The organism is Ralstonia sp. R-29 (assembly GCF_049913345.1).
GTDB lineage: Bacteria > Pseudomonadota > Gammaproteobacteria > Burkholderiales > Burkholderiaceae > Ralstonia.
In genome coordinates, this window is record NZ_CP184377.1 from 2,896,000 (window position 1) to 2,919,344 (window position 23,345).

Consider the following 23,345-nt stretch of genomic DNA (forward strand, 5'->3'; position numbering starts at 1 on the left):
CGTAAACAGCGGAATGCCCGTCACTTTACGCGGCACCGCACATTGACACCCCAACTGTAATCGATTTCAATTCGCCATCATTGATGACATGTATGCTGGGCCGTACGAGCCCGGCAGCCGCAGGAGACCCCGCCGCATGGCTTCCGCCCTGATCTGCGCCGAACGCATCCGCTTGCAGCAGCACGCCACCGACAAGGCCAGCGCCATCCGCGCCGCCGGCCAGTTGCTGGCCGATTCCGGCTGCATCGACCCCGCCTATATCGACAGCCTCTTGCGCCGCGAAACCGTGGCCAATACGTTCCTCGGCCACGGCGTCGCCATCCCGCACGGCATGGGCGAAGACCGTCACCTGATCCGCCAGACGGGCATTGCCGTGCTGCAGTTTCCCGATGGGCTGGAGTGGCACCCCGGGCAGACCACGCATCTGGTCTTCGCCATTGCCGCGCAATCGGACGAGCACATCGCACTGCTGCGCCGGCTGACGCGCCTGCTCAACGATGACGCACGCCTGCGGCAGCTCTTCACCACGCAGAACGCTGAAGATATCGTCGCCGCGCTCTCCAGCGACGCACCTGCCCCGGTGGCCAGCGCCCCGGGCACGGACCTCGCCGAGCAGCGCACGCTCGTGCTGGACTACCCCAGCGGCCTGCACGCCCGCCCCGCCGCGCAGTGGGTGGAAGCCGCGCGCCGGTTTGCTGCGCGCATCCAGGTCCGCCATGGTGATGAGACGGCCGATGCCAAGAACCTTGTCGCGCTGCTCCAATTGGGGCTCGCCGTCGGCAGCACGCTGACGCTGTCTGCCGAAGGCCCAGATGCGGCCGCCGCGCTCGACAGCCTGCAGCACACCATCCGCGGCCTGACCGCGCAGGAACGGGCCCAGGCCGCGCGCGATACGCAAGCGGCCCGTGCCCGCCAGACCGTGCATGGCTGGCAAGCCGATGCCGCTGCGCCCGCCATCGGCGGCATTGCGGCAAGCCCGGGGCTGGCGATCGGGCCTGTCCACGTGCTGCAGCATGGCGCGGCCACGGTGCCCGATCACCCCGTCACACTCAGCACGGGCGGCGACTTGCTGGACAAGGCCCTGGCCGACACTCGCGCCGAACTGGCCGCCCTCGCCCACGACACCGCCAGCCGCATCGGTGAGGCCGAAGCCGGCATCTTCAAGGCCCAAGCGGAATTGCTGGGCGATACCGACCTGATGACACTGACCTGCCAGGCGATGGTCGAAGGCCACGGCGTGGCGTGGTCGTGGCATCAGGCGGTGGAGCGGCTGGCGGAGCGGCTGGCCGCATTGGGCAATCCGCTGCTGGCCGCGCGTGCGGCAGACCTGCGCGACGTGGGACGGCGCGTGCTGGGACACATCGATCCAGCGTTGCGGGGCACGTCGCAGACACTGCCGGACACGCCGTGCATCCTGGTTGCGGCCGACCTGTCGCCGTCAGACACCGCCGCGCTGGATACGCGCCGCATCCTCGGCATCGTCACCGCGCAAGGCGGGCCGACCTCGCACACCGCCATCCTGACGCGCACGCTGGGCATTCCCGCCGTGGTGGCTGCCGGCCCCGCTGTACTGGATGTGGCGCCTGGCACCCAGGTCATCGTGGATGGCACCGGCGGCCGGATGGTGCTGGACCCGGACGCCGCCACCGTCACCAGCGCGCGTGCGTGGCTGCAAGAAGACGCCGCGCGCACGCAACGCGAACAGGCTGAACGCAGCCTGCCCGCGCGTACCCGCGACGGCCATACGGTGGAGATCGCCGCCAACGTCAACCTGCCCGCGCAGGCTGCCGAGGCCATCACCCTGGGCGCGGAAGGCGTGGGCCTGATGCGCACGGAATTCCTCTTCCTCGAACGCGACCACACGCCCGACGAAGACACCCAGTACGCCGTCTACGCCGAGATGCTCAAGGCGCTGAACGGTCGTCCGCTGATCGTGCGTACGCTCGACATCGGCGGCGACAAGCAGGTGCCGCATCTGAACCTGCCCACCGAGGAAAACCCCTTCCTGGGCGTGCGCGGCGCCCGCCTGCTGCTGCGCCGGCCCGACCTGATGGAGCCGCAGTTGCGTGCGCTGTATCGCGCCGCGCGTGATGCCGGCGAGCATGGCGATAGCAGCACCCTCTCGATCATGTTCCCGATGATCACCTCGGAGAGCGAGGTCATCGCCCTGCGTGCCGCATGCGAGCGCATCCGCACGCAAGTGAACGCGCCCCACGTGCCGCTCGGCATCATGGTGGAGGTGCCCGCCGCTGCGCTGCTGGCCGATCGGCTGGCCGAGCATGTCGACTTCTTCTCCATCGGCACCAACGACCTCACGCAATACACGCTGGCAATCGACCGCCAGCACCCGGACCTCGCCGCCGAGGCCGACAGCCTGCACCCCGCCGTGCTGCGCCTGATCCAACAGACCGTGCAAGGCGCGGCGCGCCAGAAGCGCTGGGTGGGCGTGTGCGGCGGCCTGGCGGGCGATCCGTTCGGCGCGTTGCTGCTGACCGGCCTGGGCGTGCACGAGCTGTCGATGAGCCCGCGCGACATTCCGCCCGTCAAGGCGCGGCTGCGCGAGGCGGACTTCACCGCGCTCAGTGCGCTGGCCAACCGTGCCCTCGCCTGCGCGTCCGCTCAGGACGTGCGCGCACTGGAAGCCGCCATGCCCAAGGCCATCGGCAAGGAGCAGGCCGCAGCATGAGCACGAAACCAAGCGCCCGCATCGTCACCGTCACCCTCAACCCGGCCATCGACATGACGGTCGGGCTGGACCACCTCGAACGCGGCCGCGTCAACCTCGGCCGCAGCGTCACGCACCAGGCCGGCGGCAAGGGCGTCAACGTGGCCGGCTGTCTGGCCGACTGGCACGTGCCCGTAGTAGCCACCGGCCTGCTGGGCGACGCCAACGCGGAGTTGTTCGAAGCGCTGTTCGCGCGCAAGGGCGTGCTCGACGGTTTCTACCGCGTGCCGGGCAGCAACCGAACCAACATCAAGATCAGCGATGCCTCCGACGGGCAGACCACCGACATCAACCTGCCCGGTATCGACGCCACGCAAGCGGATGTGGAAGCGCTGTGCAAACGCATCGACGCGGTTGCTGACGTGGCAGGCGTTGCGCTGTGCGGCAGCCTGCCGGGCGGGCTGCCCGCCGATACCTATGCACAGTTGCTTGCACGGTTGAACCAACGCGGCCTGCGCACCCTGCTCGACACCAGCGGTGCGCCGCTCGCGCAGGCGCTGGCGGCACCACGCGATGCCCTGCCCACGGCCGTCAAGCCGAACCGGCATGAGCTGGAACTGTGGGCCGGCGCCGCGCTGCCCGCGCTGGCAGACGTCGTAGACGCGGCACGCGGCATCCATGCGCGCGGGGTCGCACAGGTCATCGTCTCGCTCGGCGAAGACGGCGCGCTGTTCGTCACCGCAGACGGCACGTGGCAGGCCAGCCTGCCGCCCGTGCGCGCCACCAGCACCGTGGGCGCAGGCGATGCCATGGTGGCCGGCGTGCTGGCCGGCTGGCATGCCGGCGCGAGCACCGAAGACACCGTGCGCCTGTCCGTGGCCTTTGCCGCCTGCAAGCTGCAGCGCCTTGGGCCCCACCTGCCGGCACCCGCGCAGGTGCGCGAACGCGCCGCCGCAGTCCGCATGCAACGCGTGGCCTGAGCGCCCGCAGTCAATCAGATCAAGGAGCCGACCATGGCAAACCTGTTGGCAATTCTCGGCGCGGACGGCCGCACCACCCGCGCCATGCTCGCCGGGGCCGCCCTGCGCCACGCCGCACGCGAATCCGGCTGCAAGCTCGACGTAGATGTGCGCGGCCCGGACACGCTGCCCACGGTCGATACCAAAGCCCTGTCGACGGCCGATGCCGTCGTGTGGGCGGGCGTCTCGCCAGACAACGCCGCGCGCCAGGCCAACCCACGCACGATCGAGGTCACGATCGACGAGGTGCTCGACAATGCGCGCGCCGTGCTCGAACGCATGGTCCACGGCGCGCCGGCGCCCGCCGCCCAGGCAACGCCGAAGCGCATCGTCGCCATCACCTCGTGCCCGACCGGGATCGCGCATACCTTCATGGCGGCCGAAGCATTGACGCAAGCCGCTGCCGCGCTGGGCCACGCCATCCACGTGGAAACGCAAGGCTCGGTGGGCGCGCAAAACACGCTGTCTGCCGAAGCCATTGCGAATGCCGACCTCGTCTTGATTGCCGCTGACACGCAAGTCGACGCGTCGCGCTTTGGCGGCAAGCGCGTCTTCCGGGCCGGCACCAAGGCGGCCATCCACGACGGACAGACGCTGATCCGCCGCGCCCTGGACGAGGCCAAGGCGGAAGCCTCTGCCACCGGGTCGGCCAACGCCGCCGCCCCCGTCGAACGACAGCGCACCGGCCCGTACAAGCACCTGATGACCGGCGTGTCGTTCATGCTGCCCTTCGTGGTGGCGGGTGGCATCTTGATTGCGCTGTCCTTTGCGCTCGGCGGCATCTACGTGACCGAGGCTTCGGCAAGCGGCACGCTGGGCGGCGCGCTGTTCCAGATCGGCGCCAAGTCGGCCTTTGCGTTGATGGTGCCGGCGCTGGCCGGGTATATCGCGTATTCGATCGCCAGCCGGCCCGGCATTGCACCGGGCATGGTCGGCGGCATGCTGGCGGCCAGTCTGGGGGCGGGTTTCATTGGCGGCATCGTGGCGGGCTTCGTGGCCGGCTACGGCACGGATGCGATCAACCGCTGGCTGAAGCTGCCGCGCAATCTGGAAGGCCTCAAGCCCGTGCTGATCCTGCCGGTGCTGGGCTGCCTGCTCACAGGGCTGGTGATGCTGTACGTGGTGGGTGCGCCGGTGGCGGCATTGCTGGGCTCGCTCACCCAATGGCTGCGCGGCATGCAGGGCGCAAACGCCGTACCGCTGGGCGCCCTGCTGGGCGGCATGATGGCCTTCGACATGGGCGGCCCCATCAACAAGGCTGCCTACGCGTTCAGCACGGGCTTGATCGGCGCCCAGGTCTACACGCCGATGGCCGCCACCATGGCCGCCGGCATGACGCCGCCGCTGGGCATCGCACTGGCGGCATGGCTGTTCCCCTCGCGCTTTACCAGCGACGAGCGCCAAGCCGCCCGCGCCACCGCCGTGCTTGGCCTCGCCTTCATCAGCGAGGGCGCCATCCCCTACGCGGCACGTGACCCGTTGCGGGTGATTCCCGCCCTGGTGATCGGTTCGGCATGCACGGGTGCGCTGTCGATGCTGTTCGGGGTGGAGTTGCGCGTACCGCACGGGGGCGCCTTCGTGCTGCCGATTCCGAATGCCGTCACGCACCTGGGCGGCTATGTGATCGCCCTGGTGGCGGGCACCGTCATCACCGCGGTGCTACTGGCGGTGATGAAGCGCCGCGTTGCCGAGGCAAGCTGACGCGACGTCGCCCCCGCTGTTGAAAGGAGCCGCGCACATCACGCGGCTTTTGTGTCTCAAAAACGCTCAAAACTGCCGTAAACACCCCCATGTGGTTTGCCAGCCCAGCCTGTTTCGCTATGATGCCGGCAATACAAATGTAACTTTCTTCGGGGGAAGAGCCATGCAGGCACGCAGCATCACGCGGCGGCTGGCGGCGTTCGCAGTCAGCGCCATCAGCATCACAACAATGGCAGCCGCAAGTCCGGCACAGGCAGAAACCGGCGTCACCAACGACACCATCGTCGTCGGCCAATCCGCGCCGATGAGCGGCCCGGCCGCCCAGCTCGGCCAGCAGATGAACCGCGGCGCCAAGCTGTACTTCAACGCCGTCAACGCGGCGGGCGGCGTCAATGGCCGCAAGATCGAGCTGAAGGTGCTCGACGACTTCTATGAGCCCGACGCGGCCGCGCGCAATACCAAGACGCTGATCGACGACACCAAGGTCTTCGCCCTGTTCGGCTACGTGGGCACGCCCACCAGCCTGGCCGCGCTCAAGGTGGCGAACCCGGCAGGCGTGCCGTTCTTTGCGCCGTACTCGGGTGCGTCGGCGCTGCGTGAGCCGTTCGCGCGCAACGTGTTCCACGTGCGTGCCAGCTACAACGACGAGACCGCCGCCATCGTCCAGCAAATCCACACGACGGGGCTCAAGCGCATTGCGGTGGTCTATAACGACGATGCCTACGGCAAGGCCGGCATCGAGGGCGTGCAACGTGCACTGAAGCTGCCCGCCAGCCAGGGCGTGGCCTTGGTCGCGCAAGCCAGCGTGGTGCGCAACACCACGGACGTGAAGGCAGCCATCAGCACCGTGCTGGCGCAAAAGCCGGATGCCATCGTCGTCATCAGCGCTTACCAGACCGTGGCCGCGCTCGTGAAGGGTGCGCAGGAACAGGGCTACGGGGGCCAGTTCTACAACGTGTCGTTTGTCGGCACCAAGGCGCTGGCCAATGCGCTGGGCAAGGCCGGCGGCGGCGTGATCATCTCGCAGGTGATGCCGTATCCATATAGCGGTGCGTCGCCGCTGGTGCGCGATTACCAGAAGCTGCTCAAGGCAGAAGGCATTACCGATTTCGACTACGGCAGCATCGAGGGCTATGTCGCCGCGCGCGTGTTTGTGGAAGGTCTCAAGCGCGCAGGGCGCGATCTCACGCGCGAGAAGTTCATCGGGGCGCTGGAGTCGATGGGCAATTACGACGTGGGCGGGTTCAACGTCAACTTCTCGCCGAGCAGCCACGTGGGCTCGAAGTTTGTCGAGATGACGATCATCAATTCGAGTGGGCAGGTGATTCGCTGAACCCTGGAGGCTTGGAAACCGCGCACGGCGGTCCAAGCCCTGACTGCCGCGCCGCATGGCTCAAAGGCGGCGGTTCAACACTGGCGAGTGAGGCTCAGACTGTCATGCGTGACGGTTTACCCCTCATCGTTGAGCCTCAGACTGTCGTGCGTGACGGTTTACCCCTCGTCGCCGAGCCTCAGACTGTCGTGCGTGACGGTTTGACCCTCATCGTTGAGCCTCAGACTGTCGTGAGTGACGGTTTGACCCTCATCGTTGAGCCTCAGACTGTCGTGCGTGACGGTTTGACCCTCATCGTTGAGCCTCAGACTGTCGTGAGTGACGGTTTGACCCTCATCGTTGAGCCTCAGACTGTCGTGAGTGACGGTTTTGGGCTCGCGTTCGGAGGAGTGAGGTCCATCTCCCTTTCGCCCCCTGCCGGGGGCGACTCACTTTCTCTGTCTTGCCAGAGAAAGTAAGCAAAGAGAGGCGCGCCCGAGATGGCGAAAGCCTCCTTGAATTTCTGTCGCAGAGAGGGGAAGGGGAAAACTCGCTTCGCTCAGACAGTTCCCCTTCCTTTTTCCTCTCTGCAACAGAAATTCAAGGCGCCATCTAGGGCAGGTACGGCCACACCATCTGTGAGGTGCTCGTGGCGCTTTGGCGGCTGGCAGCGGTAGGTGTGGTGTGTTGCCCCTCGCCTCATGCGGGTTGCAACTGCGGCTGCCGCTGTGCCAGCCGCCGCATGAACGCCTCGCATTGGGCGATCTGCGTGAGTTCGATGTATTCGTTGGGCTTGTGGGCCTGTTCGATATTGCCGGGGCCGCAGACCACCGTGGGGATGCCCGCGCGGGAGAACAGGCCGGCCTCGGTGCCGTAATCAACCTTGCCTGCTGTGCCGCGGTTGTCAGCCAACGCTTGGGCCAGCGCGACGAGTTCATGTGACGGCGCGATCGATAGGCCCGGTGTGTTGGCTTTGATGGCGAAGCTGATGTCGGCGTCGCTGGCGATGCGGCGCATTTGCGGCAGCAGTGTGTCGTGGGCGTAGCGCTCGACTTCGCTAAACAGCCGGTCCGGATCGGTGCCGGGCAGGTAGCGGAAGTCGAAGGTGAATTCGCAATCGCGCGGCACCACATTGGTGGCGATGCCGCCTTGGATCGTGCCGGTATTGAGCGTGGTATGCGGAACGACAAAGGCACCGTCACGCGCCTCCTCCGCTTCAAGTCGCGCGGCAATGGTGCGCAGATGCGCGATCAGCAGCGCGGCAAATTCGATGGCGTTCACGCCCTGTGGCGTCAGCGCCGAGTGCGCCTCCTTGCCGCGCACGCAGCAGCGGTATTCGCGTTTGCCTTTGTGCGCGACGATGGCGCGCATCGAGGTGGGCTCGCCGACGATGCAGCCGGCAGGCCGGATGCCGTTGGCCTCCAGATCGCGCAGCAGGCCACGCACGCCGACGCAGCCGATTTCTTCGTCGTACGACAGAGAGAGGTGGAAGCTGGCGTCACCCCCTCGCTCCCCTGCCGCCATGAAGTCGGGCACGTGCGCGAGTGCAACGGCAATGAAGCTCTTCATGTCGGCAGTGCCGCGCCCGTACAGGCGGCCATCGCGCAGTTGTGCGTCGAAGGGGTTGGTGTCCCACGGCTGGCCGTCGACAGGGACCACGTCGGTATGGCCAGAGAGCACCAGCCCCGGCTTGCGCCCAGGCGAGAGCGTGGCGAACAGGTTGGCCTTGCCGCCGGTCGCGTCGTAGGTCAGGCGGCACTCGGCACCTTGGGCGCGCAGGCGGTCGCGCACCCATTCGATCAGGCCGAGGTTGGAGTTGCGGCTGACGGTGTCAAACGCCACCAGCGTACGGATCAGTTGCAGAACCTCATCGGACGGCTGTTGGATGGCGATGGACATGGTGGTGAGCGCGCGATTTGGGCTGGATCGTTCAGGCTTGATCGTTCAGATGGCAGGCTGAAAACCGCAGTGGTGCGATCTCTTTGAGCACCGGTTGCTCGGTCTTGCAGCGCGGCATGGCATGCGGGCAGCGCGGGTGGAAATGGCAGCCGGTGGGCGGATGCAGCGGCGAGGGAATCTCGCCCGAGATCGCCACGTAGGTCTTCTTGCGGACTTCGAGTGTAGGCGCTTCAGCCAGCAGTGCCTGCGTGTACGGGTGGTTGGGCGACGCGAAGATCGCTTCCGTGGGCGCCGACTCCACTACCCGGCCGAGGTACATGATGACCACGCGATCGCTCACGTGCTTGACCACGCCCAGGTCGTGGCTGATGAACAGGTACGTGAGGTTCAACTGCTCGCGCAGGCGGATGAACAGGTTCAGCACCTGGGCCTGGATCGACACATCCAGCGCCGCCACCGATTCATCGCAGACCAGGAACTCGGGCTTGACGGCCAGCGCCCGCGCAATGCCGATGCGTGCCCGCTGCCCGCCCGAAAACTGATGCGGAAAGCGGCGCATCACGCTCGGGTCCAGGCCGACGCGCGTGAGCATGTCGGCCACGTAATCACGCTGCGCAGCGGCACCGACCATACCGTGCACGACCGGTGCCTCGCCGACGATGTCCTGCACACGCATGCGCGGGTTGAGCGACGCGTACGGGTCCTGAAAGATCATCTGGATGGCGAGCTGCTTCTCGCGGCGGCGCTCGGGCGGCAGGCGGTCAAGGTCCACGCCCTTCCACAGGCGCGTGCCGGCGGTCGGCTTGTGCAGGCCCACGGCCAGGCGGCCGAGTGTGGACTTGCCGCAGCCGGATTCGCCAACCAGGCCAACGACTTCGCCCGCAGCGATATCGAGATCCACATGGTCGACCGCGTGCACCACCTCTTCCTGCACGCCGGCGCCAAACCAGTTGGCGATGCGTGCGGAAATGTCGAGCCCCTTCACGAAGCGCTTCGACATACCCTGCAGCGAGAGGATCGGCACCAGCGGTTCCGTGGACGTCGCCTCGCTGGTCCCCATGCGCGCAGCCGCATCGTGTTCGGGATGCTTGGCGTTCATGCGGTGGTCTCCTCGGGGCGGACGGTTACGGGGTGGAAGCAGCGCAGTGCGCGGCCATCGTCGAGCACATCGAGTGAGGGCGTCTGCTTGCAGATGTCGGTGGCGAAGGCGCAGCGCTCGCGGAACGCACAGCCCGTGGGCAGCGCCAGCAGCGACGGCGTCATGCCGGGAATCTGCCGCAGCGGTGCGCCACGCGGGTTGCGCGACGGCGCCGAGGCGATCAGCCCGAACGTGTACGGATGGCGCGGCGCCTCCAGCACCTGCTGCACGCTGCCCTGTTCCACGATGCGGCCGGCGTACATCACGCACACGCTGTCGGCCAAACCAGCGACTACCGACAAGTCGTGCGTGATCCAGATCAGCGCGGTCCCGCTCTCGCGGCACAGGGTCTGCACCTCAGCCAGGATCTGGCCCTGGATGGTGACGTCCAGCGCTGTGGTCGGCTCGTCGGCGATGATCAGATCGGGCTTGTTGAGCAGCGCAATGGCAATCGCCACCCGCTGACGCATGCCGCCCGAGAACTGGTGCGGATAAGCGTTCAGCCGTTCGTCCGGCGACGGAATGCCGACCCGCGCCAACGCTTCGCGCGACATCTCGCGCGCCTGCGCCTTGCTCACGCGCTGGTGGGCCAGCACCGCCTCGATCATCTGCGTGTCGACGCGCAGGACCGGGTTCAGCGTCATCATCGGGTCCTGAAAGATCATGGCGATGCGGTTGCCGCGCATGTCGCGCATCTGGCCGGCAGAGAGCTTGCGCAGATCGTGCGTCTTGCCATCGCGGCCGGTCAGCTCGATCCGTCCGCCGACCACGCGGCCCGGTGCATCCACAAGACCCATGATCGAATAGCCCGTCATCGACTTGCCTGAGCCGGATTCACCGACCAGGCCCATGATTTCGCCGCGGCCAACGGTGAACGACACGTCGTCCACCGCACGCGCAATGCCGCCGCGCGTAACGAACTCGGTTTTCAGGCCTTCGACGACGAGCGTCGGTTTGCTAGAAGCGGGCGTCGTCATAGCGTTTGCAGGCGTGGGTTGAGCACGTCGCGAAGCTGGTCCGACACCAGGTTCATCGACACGATGGTGAGCAGCAGCGCCAGCCCGGGGAAGAAGCTGATCCAGTACTTGCCCGACAGCATGTATTGAAAGCCGTTGGCGATCAGCAGGCCAAGCGACGGCTGCGTAATCGGCACACCCAGGCCGAGGAAGGACAGCGTCGCCTCCAGCGTGATGGCGGATGCGACTTGCAGCGCGGCAATCACGATCAGCGGCGGCAGGCAGTTCGGCAGCAGGTGGCGGAACATGATGCGCGACGGCGGCAGGCCCAGCACCTGCGCCGCCTCGATGTACTCGCGCCGGCGCTCGACCAGCGCGGCGCTGCGCGTGGTGCGCGCGTAGTAAGCCCACTGCACCGCCACCAGTGCGATCACGATATTGGTGATGCCCGGCTTGAGCAGTGCGAGCAGGATCAACGCCAGCAAGATCGGCGGAAACGACAGCTGCAGATCGGCCACGCGCATGATGAGCGACTCGATGCGGCCGCCCGCAAAACCGGCGATCAGCCCGAGCACCGTACCGAGTACCAGTGCGAACATCGTACTCACCACGCCCACCCCCACGCTGATGCGCAGGCCATACAGGATGGCGGAAAGGATGTCGCGGCCCTGGTCATCGGAGCCGAGCAGGAAGGTCATGCCCTCGCCGGATTTCTCCCCGGGCGCGAGGCGCGAATCGAGCACGTCCAGCTTGGCGAGGTCGTACGGGTTTTGCGGCGCAATCCACGGGGCAAAGATCGCCACGATGATGATGATGGCCAGCACGATCACGCCAATCACGGCGATGCGGCTGGCGCAGAACTGGCGCACGAAGCGGCGCAGCGGGGTTTCTTCGGCGGCCGGTTTGGCGGCGGTGGATGTGGAAGTCGTCATGTCAGCCCCGGCTCTCGGACAGGCGCACGCGCGGGTCGAGCACGCCATAGACGAGATCGACCACCAGGTTGATGAGGATGAACAGCGCCACGATCACCAGCAGGTACGCGACGATCACCGGGCGATCGAGCAGCTGGATCGAATCGATGATCAGCTTGCCCATGCCCGGCCACGCGTAGATCGACTCGGTGACGATCGAGAACGCGATGACCGAGCCGAACTGCAGCCCCACCACCGTCACGATCGGAATCAGGATGTTCTTGAGCACATGCACGCCGACGATGCGCGTGTTCGACAGCCCCTTGGCACGCGCGAACTTGACGTAGTCCTGCAGCATCGCCTCTTGCGTGCCGGCACGCGTGAGGCGGATGACCATCGCAATGTTCAGTAGCGACAGCGTCACCCCCGGCAGGATCAGGTGACGGATGCCATCGAGCGTGAGGAAGCTCACGGGAATGCCGAGGAGCAGGCGCGTCTCGCCGCGTCCGTTCGACGGCAGCCACCCAAGCTGCACCGCAAACACCATGATCAGCATCAGCCCGACCCAGAACGTCGGCAGCGAAAAGCCGAGAATCGAGATCGTCATGATGGTGCGGTTGGCCACACCATTCGGGCGCAACCCGGCCCACAGCCCGAGCGGAATGCCCAGCACGATCGCCAGCAGGATGGCGAAGATCGCCAGCTCGAACGTGGCCGGCATGCGCTCAAAAATCAGCTTGAGCGCCGGCGTGCCATGCGCGAACGACGTGCCGAGGTTGCCGTGCAGCGCGCCGCTCAGGAAGTACAGGTATTGCTCCCACAATGGCTTGTCGAGCCCCAGCGCAGCAATCGTGCGCGCGATGTCCTGCTGGTCGGCCTGCGGGTTGATGAGTATGTCGACCGGGTTGCCAATGGCGTACACGCCCAGGAACACCAGGATCGACATCACCAGCAACACGGCAACGGATTCCAGCAGCCTTCGGATCAGGAATACCAGCATCTGGGGCTCACTCGCTCACTCGTTGAAGGGCGTTATTGTGGCTTGAAGCCGTGCGCGTACGTGCGCTCATCCGTGCGCGGCGTGTAGCTGATGCCCTTGCGCGACGCCCACGTCGTCACCTGAAAATGGATGGGGATGATACCGCCGTCCTCCACCACAATCGCGGTCGCCTCTTGCAGCAGCTTGGAGCGTTCCTTGTCGTCCATGGTGTACAGCGCCTTGTCCAGCACGGCGTCCATCTTCGGGTTGCAGTACTGCCCCCAGTTGACGGCACCGTAGCCTTTCTTGGAATCCTCGCACGCCACGAGCGCGCGCAGCGGTGAGCTGACTTCACCCGTCTGCGCGCCCCAGCCCACCAGCCCGAATGAGTACTCGTGATGGCCGCCCTTGGCGGAGTGGGTCGCCATCGGCGCACCTTCCACGCGCGTCACGATGCCCACGCGCGTGAGGTTTTGCGCGATGGTCTGCGCAATCTTCTCGTCGTTCACGTAGCGGTTGTTCGGCGTGTGCAGCGTGACACCGAAGCCATCCGGGTAGCCCGCCTCGGCCAGCAGCTTCTTCGCGCCGTCCGGGTCGTACTTGAGCGTCTTCAGGTTCGGGTTATGACCGAACAGCGACGGCGGCACGAGATTGTTGGTCGGCTCCGACAGGCCTTCCATGATGCGGTCCTTGATACCCTGGCGGTTGATGGCCATGCTCATCGCACGGCGCACGCGCGGGTCTTTCAGCGGGTTCTTCTCGAGCGGCTTGCCGTCCTTGCCCGTCACCTCGGGCGTCGGGTCGCGCTTGTCGTCGGTGTACAGATAGATCACGCGGTGCGAAATCTTCGAGAAGAAGTTCAGCGACGCGTCGCCGCGCACGCGCGCCAGATCGGGCGTCGGCACGTTCTCGATGGCCTGCAGGTCGCCGGAGAGCAGCGCCGCAATGCGCGTCGCACCGTTCGGGATGAAGCGCAGCGTCACGTGGTCCCATGCGGGCTTCGGGCCCCAATATTGGTCGTTGCGCACCAGCTCGACCCGGTCATCGCGCGCATAGCTCACGAACTTGAACGGCCCGGTGCCAACCATGCCCTTGCCTTGCGCAAAGTCATCGCTCGACAGCCCCTGCGTCGCCTTCTTCTGCACGATGAACACCGACGTCAGATCCGACAGAATCAACGGATACGGCTGCGACGTGGTGAATTGGATCGTGTACTTGTCGACGATCTTCTTGTTGATGATCGCCTTGGTGTAGGTGTCAAACTTGCCCGGGCTGTTGACGATGGTGGCCGGCCGGTCGATCGACCAGGCCACATCTTCGGCGGTCAACTCACTGCCGTCATGGAACTTCACGCCCGGGCGCAGCTTGAACTCCCACGTGAGGTTGTTGACCATCTTCCACGACTCGGCCAAGCCCGGAATGATGTGGCTGTCGGCGTCCATCTTCACCAGGCATTCGAACATGTGCTCCGACACGTTGATGTTGGAGAACAGGTTGTAGAAGTGCGGGTCCATCGAGGTCGGCGGCGAACTCATGCCGATCTTCAGATCTGCCGCCAGCGCCTGCGGGCTCGCACCCACCATCACGCATCCTGCCACGCACATCACTGCGGCCACGCGCCGCAAAGTCCGAATCATGGTCACGGCTCTTCTCCCCAAAATAGGAATCGGCGAATCGATTTCGCTGTCAGCGCGGCGGCACTTCTGAAGAACGCTCACGCCGACGATGGTGACGTCCCTGTCGCGACGCCTCTTTATGCCCGGCAATGCGCAACGCCACAAATTGGTGCATACCCGCACGATCGGCGCCGAAAAACAGCGCTCTCGCCACGGGGGCGGGGGTGAAAAGCAGGAAGCATTCCATATCGAACGCGCATGCCGCACCAGCGAGCATGCGAGCGGCATTGGTTCTTGACCGGCCCGGAATCGCCCTTCGGCGTATCATCGGACGTGATTGCGAACTTTCCGTCAGAACACGACCGCATCCCATGAAGCTGATTCCAGAAATCCAAGCAGCCCAGCCCGAGATCCAGGCGCTGCGACGCGACATCCACGCTCACCCCGAACTCTGCTTCGAAGAACAACGCACTTCCGACCTAGTCGCCGCCAAGCTCGCCGAATGGGGCATCGAAGTGCATCGTGGCCTAGGGAAGACTGGGCTGGTGGGCGTTATCCGCAACGGCGAAGGCAAGCGCATCGGCCTGCGCGCTGACATGGACGCCCTCCCGCTCGCCGAGGCCAACGAGTTCGAGCATCGCTCCCAGCACGACGGCAAGATGCACGCGTGCGGCCACGACGGCCATACGGCAATGCTGCTCGGAGCCGCGCATTACTTGGCCAAGCACCGCAACTTCAGTGGCACCGTCCACCTGATCTTCCAGCCAGCGGAAGAAGGCGGCGGCGGTGCGCGCGAGATGATCAAGGACGGTCTGTTTGAGCGCTTCCCGTGCGATGCCGTGTTTGGCATGCACAACTGGCCCGGCGTGCCGGTCGGCTCATTCGGTACACGCGTCGGCGCGCTGATGGCGTCGAGCAACGAGTTCCGCATCACGATCAAAGGTAAGGGCGCGCACGCCGCGCTTCCGCATAACGGAAATGACCCGGTATTCGTTGGCGCGCAGGTGGTGTCGGCGCTGCAGGGCATCATCACGCGCAACAAGCGCCCGATCGACACGGCCGTGCTTTCTGTCACGCAGTTCCATGCCGGCGATGCCACGAACATCATTCCGAATGAAGCCTGGATTGGCGGCACGGTACGTACGTTTTCCACCGAAGTCCTCGACTTGATCGAGCGCCGCATGGAGGAAGTCTCCAGGGGCATCGCCTCGGCATATGACTGCACGGTCGACTTCGCTTTCCATCGCAACTATCCGCCCACGGTCAACACCGAAGCGGAAACGCAGTTCGCGGCAGGAGTCATGCGCGAGCTCGTCGGCGCAGACAATGTCGACGCCAACATCGACCCGACTATGGGCGCCGAGGATTTCTCTTTCATGCTGATCGAGAAGCCTGGGTGCTTCGCGTTCATCGGCAACGGTGATGGCGACCACCGGGAGCAAGGCCATGGTTTAGGCCCGTGCATGCTGCACAACCCGAGTTACGACTTCAACGACGAGTTGCTGCCATTGGGGGCGACGTACTGGGTACGGCTGGTGGAGAAGTACCTGGCACGGAGTTGAGCCGGGTAGTGTCGCTTGAGGAAGCGTAAAAGCCACCGGGTTCGGTGGCTTTTGTTTTGGAGTGAGCGGAGCTTTGAGGGATTCGTGTTTGCAGCCGCCTAAAAGCAAACACCCCAGCTCGGTGTGGAGCTGGGGTGTTTTATGGGAGAGCCTGGCGATGACCTACTTTCACACGGGAATCCGCACTATCATCGGCGCGGAGTCGTTTCACGGTCCTGTTCGGGATGGGAAGGGGTGGTACCGACTCGCTATGGTCACCAGGCTATGACTTGTCGCGTCGTTGCGTTTGTGGGCAACGTCGCCAATATGGGAATGTAGTTTAGGTTGTGACTTATGTATCAGGCACAAGGCAGACCCAGCCGGAAACATACCGGTTATAGGATCAAGCCGCACGGGCAATTAGTACTGGTTAGCTGAACGCATTACTGCGCTTCCACACCCAGCCTATCAACGTCCTGGTCTCGAACGACCCTTCAGGGAGATCAAGTCTCCAGGGAATCCTCATCTTCAGGCAAGTTTCCCGCTTAGATGCTTTCAGCGGTTATCTCTTCCGTACATAGCTACCCTGCGATGCCTCTGGCGAGACAACAGGTACACCAGCGGTACGTCCACTCCGGTCCTCTCGTACTAGGAGCAGCCCCCGTCAAGATTCCAACGCCCACGGCAGATAGGGACCAAACTGTCTCACGACGTTTTAAACCCAGCTCACGTACCTCTTTAAATGGCGAACAGCCATACCCTTGGGACCGGCTACAGCCCCAGGATGAGATGAGCCGACATCGAGGTGCCAAACACCGCCGTCGATATGAACTCTTGGGCGGTATCAGCCTGTTATCCCCAGAGTACCTTTTATCCGTTGAGCGATGGCCCTTCCATACAGAACCACCGGATCACTATGTCCTGCTTTCGCACCTGCTCGACTTGTCGGTCTCGCAGTTAAGCACGCTTTTGCCATTGCACTTTAGGTACGATGTCCGACCGTACCAAGCGTACCTTCGAACTCCTCCGTTACACTTTGGGAGGAGACCGCCCCAGTCAAACTGCCTACCATGCACTGTCCCCGACCCGGATTCACGGGCCAAGGTTAGAACCTCAAACAAACCAGGGTGGTATTTCAAGGTCGGCTCCACCGAAACTAGCGTCCCGGTTTCAAAGCCTCCCACCTATCCTACACAGATCGGTTCAAAGTCCAATGCAAAGCTACAGTAAAGGTTCATGGGGTCTTTCCGTCTAGCCGCGGGGAGATTGCATCATCACAAACACTTCAACTTCGCTGAGTCTCGGGAGGAGACAGTGTGGCCATCGTTACGCCATTCGTGCAGGTCGGAACTTACCCGACAAGGAATTTCGCTACCTTAGGACCGTTATAGTTACGGCCGCCGTTTACCGGGACTTCAATCAAGAGCTTGCACCCCATCATTTAATCTTCCGGCACCGGGCAGGCGTCACACCCTATACGTCCACTTTCGTGTTTGCAGAGTGCTGTGTTTTTATTAAACAGTCGCAGCCACCATTTTATTGCAACCCCTTCGTCCTTCTGGCGCGAGCCAGTCAAACTACAAGGGCGTACCTTATCCCGAAGTTACGGTACCAATTTGCCGAGTTCCTTCTCCCGAGTTCTCTCAAGCGCCTTAGAATACTCATCTCGCCCACCTGTGTCGGTTTGCGGTACGGTCTCGTATGACTGAAGCTTAGAGGCTTTTCTTGGAACCACTTCCAATTGCTTCGCGACCTAAAGTCGCTCGCCCCACACCCTTGAATCACGCACCCGGATTTGCCTAAGTGCCATCTCCAATGCAGGGACCGGGACATCCAACACCCGGACAACCTTCCGCGATCCGTCCCCCCATCGCATCATACGACGGTGCAGGAATATTAACCTGCTTCCCATCAGCTACGCATCTCTGCCTCGCCTTAGGGGCCGACTCACCCTACGCCGATGAACGTTGCGTAGGAAACCTTGGGCTTACGGCGAGGGGGCCTTTCACCCCCTTTATCGCTACTCATGTCAGCATTCGCACTTCTGATACCTCCAGCATCCTTTACAAGACACCTTCACAGGCTTACAGAACGCTCTCCTACCATGCACTTACGTGCATCCGCAGCTTCGGTATATGGCTTAGCCCCGTTACATCTTCCGCGCAGGACGACTCGATCAGTGAGCTATTACGCTTTCTTTAAAGGGTGGCTGCTTCTAAGCCAACCTCCTGACTGTTTTAGCCTTCCCACTTCGTTTCCCACTTAGCCATATTTAGGGACCTTAGCTGGCGGTCTGGGTTGTTTCCCTCTTGACACCGGACGTTAGCACCCGATGTCTGTCTCCCGTGATTGCACTCTTCGGTATTCGGAGTTTGCTATGGCGGGGTAATCAGCAATAGACCCCCCAACCATGACAGTGCTCTACCCCCGAAGGTGAGACACGAGGCACTACCTAAATAGTTTTCGGAGAGAACCAGCTATTTCCAAGTTTGTTTAGCCTTTCACCCCTATCCACAGCTCATCCCCTAACTTTTCAACGTTAGTGGGTTCGGTCCTCCAGTACGTGTTACCGCACCTTCAACCTGGCCATGGATAGATCACTTGGTTTCGGGTCTACACCCAGCGACTGAACGCCCTATTCGGACTCGCTTTCGCTACGCCTTCCCTAATCGGTTAAGCTTGCCACTGAATGTAAGTCGCTGACCCATTATACAAAAGGTACGCCGTCACCCGTTTCCAGGCTCCGACTGTTTGTATGCATGCGGTTTCAGGATCTATTTCACTCCCCTCCCGGGGTTCTTTTCGCCTTTCCCTCACGGTACTGGTTCACTATCGGTCGATTACGAGTATTTAGCCTTGGAGGATGGTCCCCCCATCTTCAGACAGGATTTCACGTGTCCCGCCCTACTTGTCGTACACCTAGTTCCACAATACTGCTTTCGCATACGGGGCTATCACCCACTATGGCCGGACTTTCCATTCCGTTCTGCTAGCAATACTGCTAAAGAGTACAAGGCTGATCCCATTTCGCTCGCCACTACTTTGGGAATCTCGGTTGATTTCTGTTCCTGCAGCTACTTAGATGTTTCAGTTCACTGCGTTCGCTTCCCTGACCTATGTATTCAGTCAGGGATGACCCATGCGGGCCGGGTTTCCCCATTCGGACATCTGCGGATCAAAGCTTGTTTGCCAGCTCCCCGCAGCTTTTCGCAGGCTACTACGTCCTTCATCGCCTGTAATCGCCAAGGCATCCACCACATGCACTTATTCGCTTGACCCTATAACGAGTATGTCTCGCTATAGGCTGAGTTCTCGCGTTGTGCCGTATTCCAAGACAATCTTTCGATTGCTCTGGTAATACTGGTTGATACAATCACAACCCAGTGTCGCGTTTGAATGTGCGTCTCATCAACGCACCGCGACACCTTTACTACATTCCATATTGTTAAAGAACAGCCGAACTTTTACGCTCGTCTTGGCTAGGCCAAACGCAAACACCATCGACACCGCGTCGATGCTTGCGTTTGGTAACCAAAAGGTATTGGTGGAGGATGACGGGATCGAACCGACGACCCCCTGCTTGCAAAGCAGGTGCTCTCCCAGCTGAGCTAATCCCCCAGTCACGGCAGAGATACTTCCACCGTCCGTAACTTGGTGGGTCTGGTAGGACTTGAACCTACGACCCCCGCCTTATCAAGACGGTGCTCTAACCACCTGAGCTACAGACCCTTGGCTGTAACATCAAACAAACCGATAAGTGTGGACGCCTAACGTCGGATGCACGCTCTTAAAGGAGGTGATCCAGCCGCACCTTCCGATACGGCTACCTTGTTACGACTTCACCCCAGTCATGAACCCTACCGTGGTAATCGCCCTCCTTGCGGTTAGGCTAACTACTTCTGGTAAAGCCCACTCCCATGGTGTGACGGGCGGTGTGTACAAGACCCGGGAACGTATTCACCGCGGCATGCTGATCCGCGATTACTAGCGATTCCAGCTTCACGTAGTCGAGTTGCAGACTACGATCCGGACTACGATGCATTTTCTGGGATTAGCTCCACCTCGTGGCTTGGCAACCCTCTGTATGCACCATTGTATGACGTGTGAAGCCCTACCCATAAGGGCCATGAGGACTTGACGTCATCCCCACCTTCCTCCGGTTTGTCACCGGCAGTCTCTCTAGAGTGCCCTTTCGTAGCAACTAGAGACAAGGGTTGCGCTCGTTGCGGGACTTAACCCAACATCTCACGACACGAGCTGACGACAGCCATGCAGCACCTGTGTCCACTTTCTCTTTCGAGCACCTAATGCATCTCTGCTTCGTTAGTGGCATGTCAAGGGTAGGTAAGGTTTTTCGCGTTGCATCGAATTAATCCACATCATCCACCGCTTGTGCGGGTCCCCGTCAATTCCTTTGAGTTTTAATCTTGCGACCGTACTCCCCAGGCGGTCAACTTCACGCGTTAGCTACGTTACTAAGGAAATGAATCCCCAACAACTAGTTGACATCGTTTAGGGCGTGGACTACCAGGGTATCTAATCCTGTTTGCTCCCCACGCTTTCGTGCATGAGCGTCAGTGTTATCCCAGGGGGCTGCCTTCGCCATCGGTATTCCTCCACATCTCTACGCATTTCACTGCTACACGTGGAATTCTACCCCCCTCTGACACACTCTAGCCGTGCAGTCACCAATGCAATTCCCAGGTTAAGCCCGGGGATTTCACATCGGTCTTGCACAACCGCCTGCGCACGCTTTACGCCCAGTAATTCCGATTAACGCTTGGACCCTACGTATTACCGCGGCTGCTGGCACGTAGTTAGCCGGTCCTTATTCTTCCGGTACCGTCATCGACCCCAGGTATTAACCAGAGCCATTTCTTTCCGGACAAAAGTGCTTTACAACCCGAAGGCCTTCTTCACACACGCGGCATTGCTGGATCAGGCTTTCGCCCATTGTCCAAAATTCCCCACTGCTGCCTCCCGTAGGAGTCTGGGCCGTGTCTCAGTCCCAGTGTGGCTGATCGTCCTCTCAGACCAGCTACTGATCGTCGCCTTGGTGAGCCTTTACCTCACCAACTAGCTAATCAGACATCGGCCGCTCCTATAGCATGAGGCCTTGCGGTCCCCCACTTTCACCCTCAGGTCGTATGCGGTATTAGCTAATCTTTCGACTAGTTATCCCCCACTACAGGGCACGTTCCGATGTATTACTCACCCGTTCGCCACTCGCCATCAATCTAGCAAGCTAGATCATGCTGCCGTTCGACTTGCATGTGTAAGGCATGCCGCCAGCGTTCAATCTGAGCCAGGATCAAACTCTTCAGTTCAATCTGCTGTTTTCGCTCTTTACGAGCGGTCGCTCACTCTCAGAATCTGACTTGAACTTTCGTTCAAACCTTACTTCTGTGCGAGCACTTCATTACTTGTTAGCTAACGAGACGAATCTCGTCGCACCCAGTATTAAGCGCCCACACTTATCGGCTGTTTGCTTGTTAAAGAACTGCGCGATCAACTTTGTTCACCGCGTCGCTGCGTTTGCTGCAGCAGAGAAATGAGATTATGCAGAGCTTTTTCGCCGCTGTCAACAACTTGCTGAAGAATTTTTATCGTTCAACGCGTCGCTAACTTCACTGCAACTTCGAGCCATCGCCAACCACTCAACAACCCGCAAACCCGCACCACTTCTACTTCTCCACCGCCTTAACCACCCCGCCGTCGCTTTCGTTTCGGCGCTGTCGTTTGCAGCGAGGGGCGAACTATAGGCGGGTTCTTGGAGGTTGGCAACACCTTTGTCGTGATGGGTTGATGACGAACACGTGAAGAATGAGCGCCAACCTAGGCTGGGCTTAGGATTACAGGCAAAAATCGCCCTCGAAATAGCGCTGAGCATACCCGAGGCAGTTACTCGGGTATTCCTTAGATCACTCGGAATCGCCGCGATTACTGGTGCTTGAACGTCGGCGCTCGCTTTTCCAGGAAGGCGCGCATGCCTTCTTTTTGATCTTCCGTGGCGAAGGTCGCGTGGAAAAGGCGCCGCTCAAGATGTACGCCTTCGTTCAGCGAGGTCTCGTAGGCGGCGTTGATCGACTCCTTGATCATCATGACGGCAGGCAGGGAGAAGCCGGCGATGGTTTCCGCAGCCTGGATGGCGTCGTCGAGCAGCTTGTCGGCGGGGATCACGCGCGAGACCAGGCCGGCACGCTCGGCTTCTTCGGCACCCATCATGCGGGCGGTCAGACAGAGGTCCATGGCTTTGGCCTTGGAGACAGCACGCGGCAAGCGCTGTGTGCCGCCGGCGCCGGGCATGGTGCCGAGCTTGATTTCGGGCTGACCGAACTTGGCGGTATCGGCAGCGAGGATGATGTCGCACATCATGGCGAGCTCGCAGCCGCCACCCAGCGCGTAGCCGGCCACCGCGGCGATCACCGGCTTGCGGATGCGGCGGATGGTTTCCCAGTTGCGGGTGATGTATTCGTTCTTATAGACGGTGGCGAAGTCGTACTCGGCCATGGCGCCGATGTCCGCGCCGGCGGCAAACGCCTTTTCGCTGCCGGTGATGACGATGGCGCCGATGTTGGCGTCGCCATCGAAGGCGAGCAGCGCAGCGCCGAGTTCATCCATGAGCGCATCGTTGAGGGCATTCAGTGCCTTCGGACGATTCAACGTAACAAGACCAACACGACCGCGCGTTTCGACCAGAATGTTTTCGTAGGACATGGAAGCTCCAGTTGGAATGGATGTAATATTAGCCGACCAACCGGTCGGTTAATCAATCAACCGATGACTGAGGAGGAGACAAGATCATGACAAGCTCCAGCATTCTGCTCGACTGGCATGACCACGTGGCCACCATCACGCTGAACCGGCCCGACCAGCTCAACAGTTTCACAGCAGGCATGCACCGGGACCTGCGTGATGCGCTGGACAAGGTGGAGCGCCAGAAGGCCCGCGCGCTGATCCTGACCGGTGCCGGTCGCGGCTTCTGTGCGGGGCAAGATCTCTCCGAACTCAATTTCACGCCCGGGCAGATGACGGACCTGGGCCAGCTCATCGACGAGCAGTTCAACCCGCTGGTGCGCCGCCTGCGTGCCATGCCGCTGCCGGTGATTGCTGCGGTGAACGGCGTCGCGGCCGGTGCGGGCGCCAACCTCGCGCTGGCATGCGACATCGTCATGGCAGCCGAGAACGCCTGCTTCCTCCAGGCCTTTGTGAAGATCGGCCTGCTGCCCGATTCCGGCGGCACGTGGTTCCTGCCCCAGCGCATCGGGGTGGCACGGGCGATGGGGCTGGCGATGCTGGGCGAAAGACTGGACGCCAAGACGGCGCTGGCCTGGGGCCTGATCTGGGGCGTCTATCACGACGCCAAGATTCTGATGACCGAAGTGCAGGCGATGGCCGATCACCTGGCCAAGCAGCCGACGCGCGCGCTGGCCGCGATCAAGCGGGCCATGCATGCGGCGCCGACGCAGTCGCTCGATGCCCAACTCGATCTGGAGCGCGACCTGCAGCGCGAGCTGGGCAACTCGCATGACTACGCGGAGGGTGTGAACGCTTTCCTCCATAAGCGCCCCGCGCACTTCACCGGCGAATAAGGAAGCCCAGCGTGAC

The 23,345-nt window shown here is 62.4% G+C and carries 13 protein-coding genes, 2 tRNA genes and 3 rRNA genes; 6 read left to right on the forward strand and 12 right to left on the reverse strand.

Going from position 1 to position 23,345, the window contains the following annotated elements; translation table 11 throughout:
* The first annotated feature begins 136 nt into the window (after nucleotides 1–136).
* The 4 genes from ptsP (at nucleotide 137) to ACN9M1_RS13650 (ending at nucleotide 6,718) form a co-directional block, all read left to right on the forward strand.
* A complete protein-coding gene (gene ptsP / locus ACN9M1_RS13635; protein WP_426395168.1) occupies nucleotides 137–2,686 on the forward strand; it encodes a phosphoenolpyruvate--protein phosphotransferase in 2,550 nt (849 codons plus the stop codon).
* Nucleotides 2,683–3,645: a 1-phosphofructokinase gene (pfkB, locus tag ACN9M1_RS13640; protein WP_426395170.1), complete on the forward strand. Its 963-nt coding sequence runs from the start codon at nucleotides 2,683–2,685 to the stop codon at nucleotides 3,643–3,645. Before ptsP ends, pfkB begins: the two co-directional genes overlap by 4 nt.
* 33 nt (nucleotides 3,646–3,678) lie before the next feature.
* Entirely contained in the window at nucleotides 3,679–5,385 is a 1,707-nt protein-coding gene (locus tag ACN9M1_RS13645; protein WP_426395172.1) for a PTS fructose transporter subunit IIC, read from the forward strand.
* 163 nt (nucleotides 5,386–5,548) lie between these two features.
* Entirely contained in the window at nucleotides 5,549–6,718 is a 1,170-nt protein-coding gene (locus ACN9M1_RS13650) for an ABC transporter substrate-binding protein (protein WP_426395174.1), read from the forward strand.
* A gap of 678 nt (nucleotides 6,719–7,396) precedes the next feature.
* Here ACN9M1_RS13650 and argE read toward each other — a convergent pair.
* Genes argE through ACN9M1_RS13680 form a run of 6 tightly spaced genes read right to left on the reverse strand, consistent with a single transcriptional unit; the run spans nucleotide 7,397 to nucleotide 14,184 of the window.
* The gene (gene argE, locus ACN9M1_RS13655) at nucleotides 7,397–8,596 is read right to left on the reverse strand and encodes an acetylornithine deacetylase (RefSeq protein WP_426395175.1); all 1,200 of its coding nucleotides are present in this window, start codon (nucleotides 8,594–8,596) and stop codon (nucleotides 7,397–7,399) included.
* 31 nt (nucleotides 8,597–8,627) lie between these two features.
* Nucleotides 8,628–9,695 (reverse strand): ABC transporter ATP-binding protein, encoded by a 1,068-nt coding sequence (locus ACN9M1_RS13660; RefSeq protein ID WP_426395177.1) that lies wholly within the window; start codon nucleotides 9,693–9,695, stop codon nucleotides 8,628–8,630.
* Nucleotides 9,692–10,711 carry an ABC transporter ATP-binding protein gene (locus tag ACN9M1_RS13665; RefSeq protein ID WP_426395178.1) on the reverse strand — a complete coding sequence of 340 codons (1,020 nt, stop codon included), beginning with the start codon at nucleotides 10,709–10,711 and terminating at the stop codon, nucleotides 9,692–9,694. The genes ACN9M1_RS13660 and ACN9M1_RS13665 overlap by 4 nt, the downstream gene beginning before the upstream one ends.
* Nucleotides 10,708–11,622, reverse strand: a complete 915-nt coding sequence (locus ACN9M1_RS13670) for an ABC transporter permease (RefSeq protein ID WP_426395179.1) — start codon at nucleotides 11,620–11,622, stop codon at nucleotides 10,708–10,710. The genes ACN9M1_RS13665 and ACN9M1_RS13670 overlap by 4 nt, the downstream gene beginning before the upstream one ends.
* A gap of 1 nt (nucleotide 11,623) precedes the next feature.
* Nucleotides 11,624–12,601, reverse strand: coding sequence for an ABC transporter permease (locus ACN9M1_RS13675; protein WP_426395180.1), 978 nt, complete (start codon nucleotides 12,599–12,601; stop codon nucleotides 11,624–11,626).
* Between the two features lie 32 nt (nucleotides 12,602–12,633).
* Nucleotides 12,634–14,184 carry an ABC transporter substrate-binding protein gene (locus ACN9M1_RS13680; protein WP_426398868.1) on the reverse strand — a complete coding sequence of 517 codons (1,551 nt, stop codon included), beginning with the start codon at nucleotides 14,182–14,184 and terminating at the stop codon, nucleotides 12,634–12,636.
* Between the two features lie 383 nt (nucleotides 14,185–14,567).
* Here ACN9M1_RS13680 and ACN9M1_RS13685 point away from each other — a divergent pair, with 383 nt between their 5' ends.
* Entirely contained in the window at nucleotides 14,568–15,758 is a 1,191-nt protein-coding gene (locus ACN9M1_RS13685) for a M20 aminoacylase family protein (protein ID WP_426395182.1), read from the forward strand.
* A 149-nt stretch (nucleotides 15,759–15,907) separates the two neighbouring features.
* On the opposite strand, the gene rrf is transcribed toward ACN9M1_RS13685, so the two are convergent.
* From rrf to ACN9M1_RS13715, 6 genes are all read right to left on the reverse strand, one after another.
* Nucleotides 15,908–16,020, reverse strand: a 5S ribosomal RNA gene (rrf, locus tag ACN9M1_RS13690).
* 116 nt (nucleotides 16,021–16,136) lie between these two features.
* Nucleotides 16,137–19,015, reverse strand: a 23S ribosomal RNA gene (locus ACN9M1_RS13695).
* A 264-nt stretch (nucleotides 19,016–19,279) separates the two neighbouring features.
* Nucleotides 19,280–19,355: transfer RNA gene (locus tag ACN9M1_RS13700), tRNA-Ala, on the reverse strand.
* A gap of 34 nt (nucleotides 19,356–19,389) precedes the next feature.
* Nucleotides 19,390–19,466 (reverse strand) — tRNA-Ile (locus ACN9M1_RS13705).
* A gap of 60 nt (nucleotides 19,467–19,526) precedes the next feature.
* Nucleotides 19,527–21,064: ribosomal RNA gene (locus ACN9M1_RS13710) — 16S ribosomal RNA — on the reverse strand.
* Together the 16S, 23S and 5S rRNA genes with 2 tRNA genes alongside form the textbook arrangement of a ribosomal RNA operon.
* Before the next feature lie 613 nt (nucleotides 21,065–21,677).
* Entirely contained in the window at nucleotides 21,678–22,454 is a 777-nt protein-coding gene (locus tag ACN9M1_RS13715; RefSeq protein ID WP_426395184.1) for an enoyl-CoA hydratase, read from the reverse strand.
* Between the two features lie 86 nt (nucleotides 22,455–22,540).
* On the opposite strand from ACN9M1_RS13715, the gene paaG reads away from it, so the two are divergent.
* Nucleotides 22,541–23,329: a 2-(1,2-epoxy-1,2-dihydrophenyl)acetyl-CoA isomerase PaaG gene (paaG, locus tag ACN9M1_RS13720; protein WP_426395186.1), complete on the forward strand. Its 789-nt coding sequence runs from the start codon at nucleotides 22,541–22,543 to the stop codon at nucleotides 23,327–23,329.
* The last annotated feature ends 16 nt before the right edge of the window (nucleotides 23,330–23,345 follow it).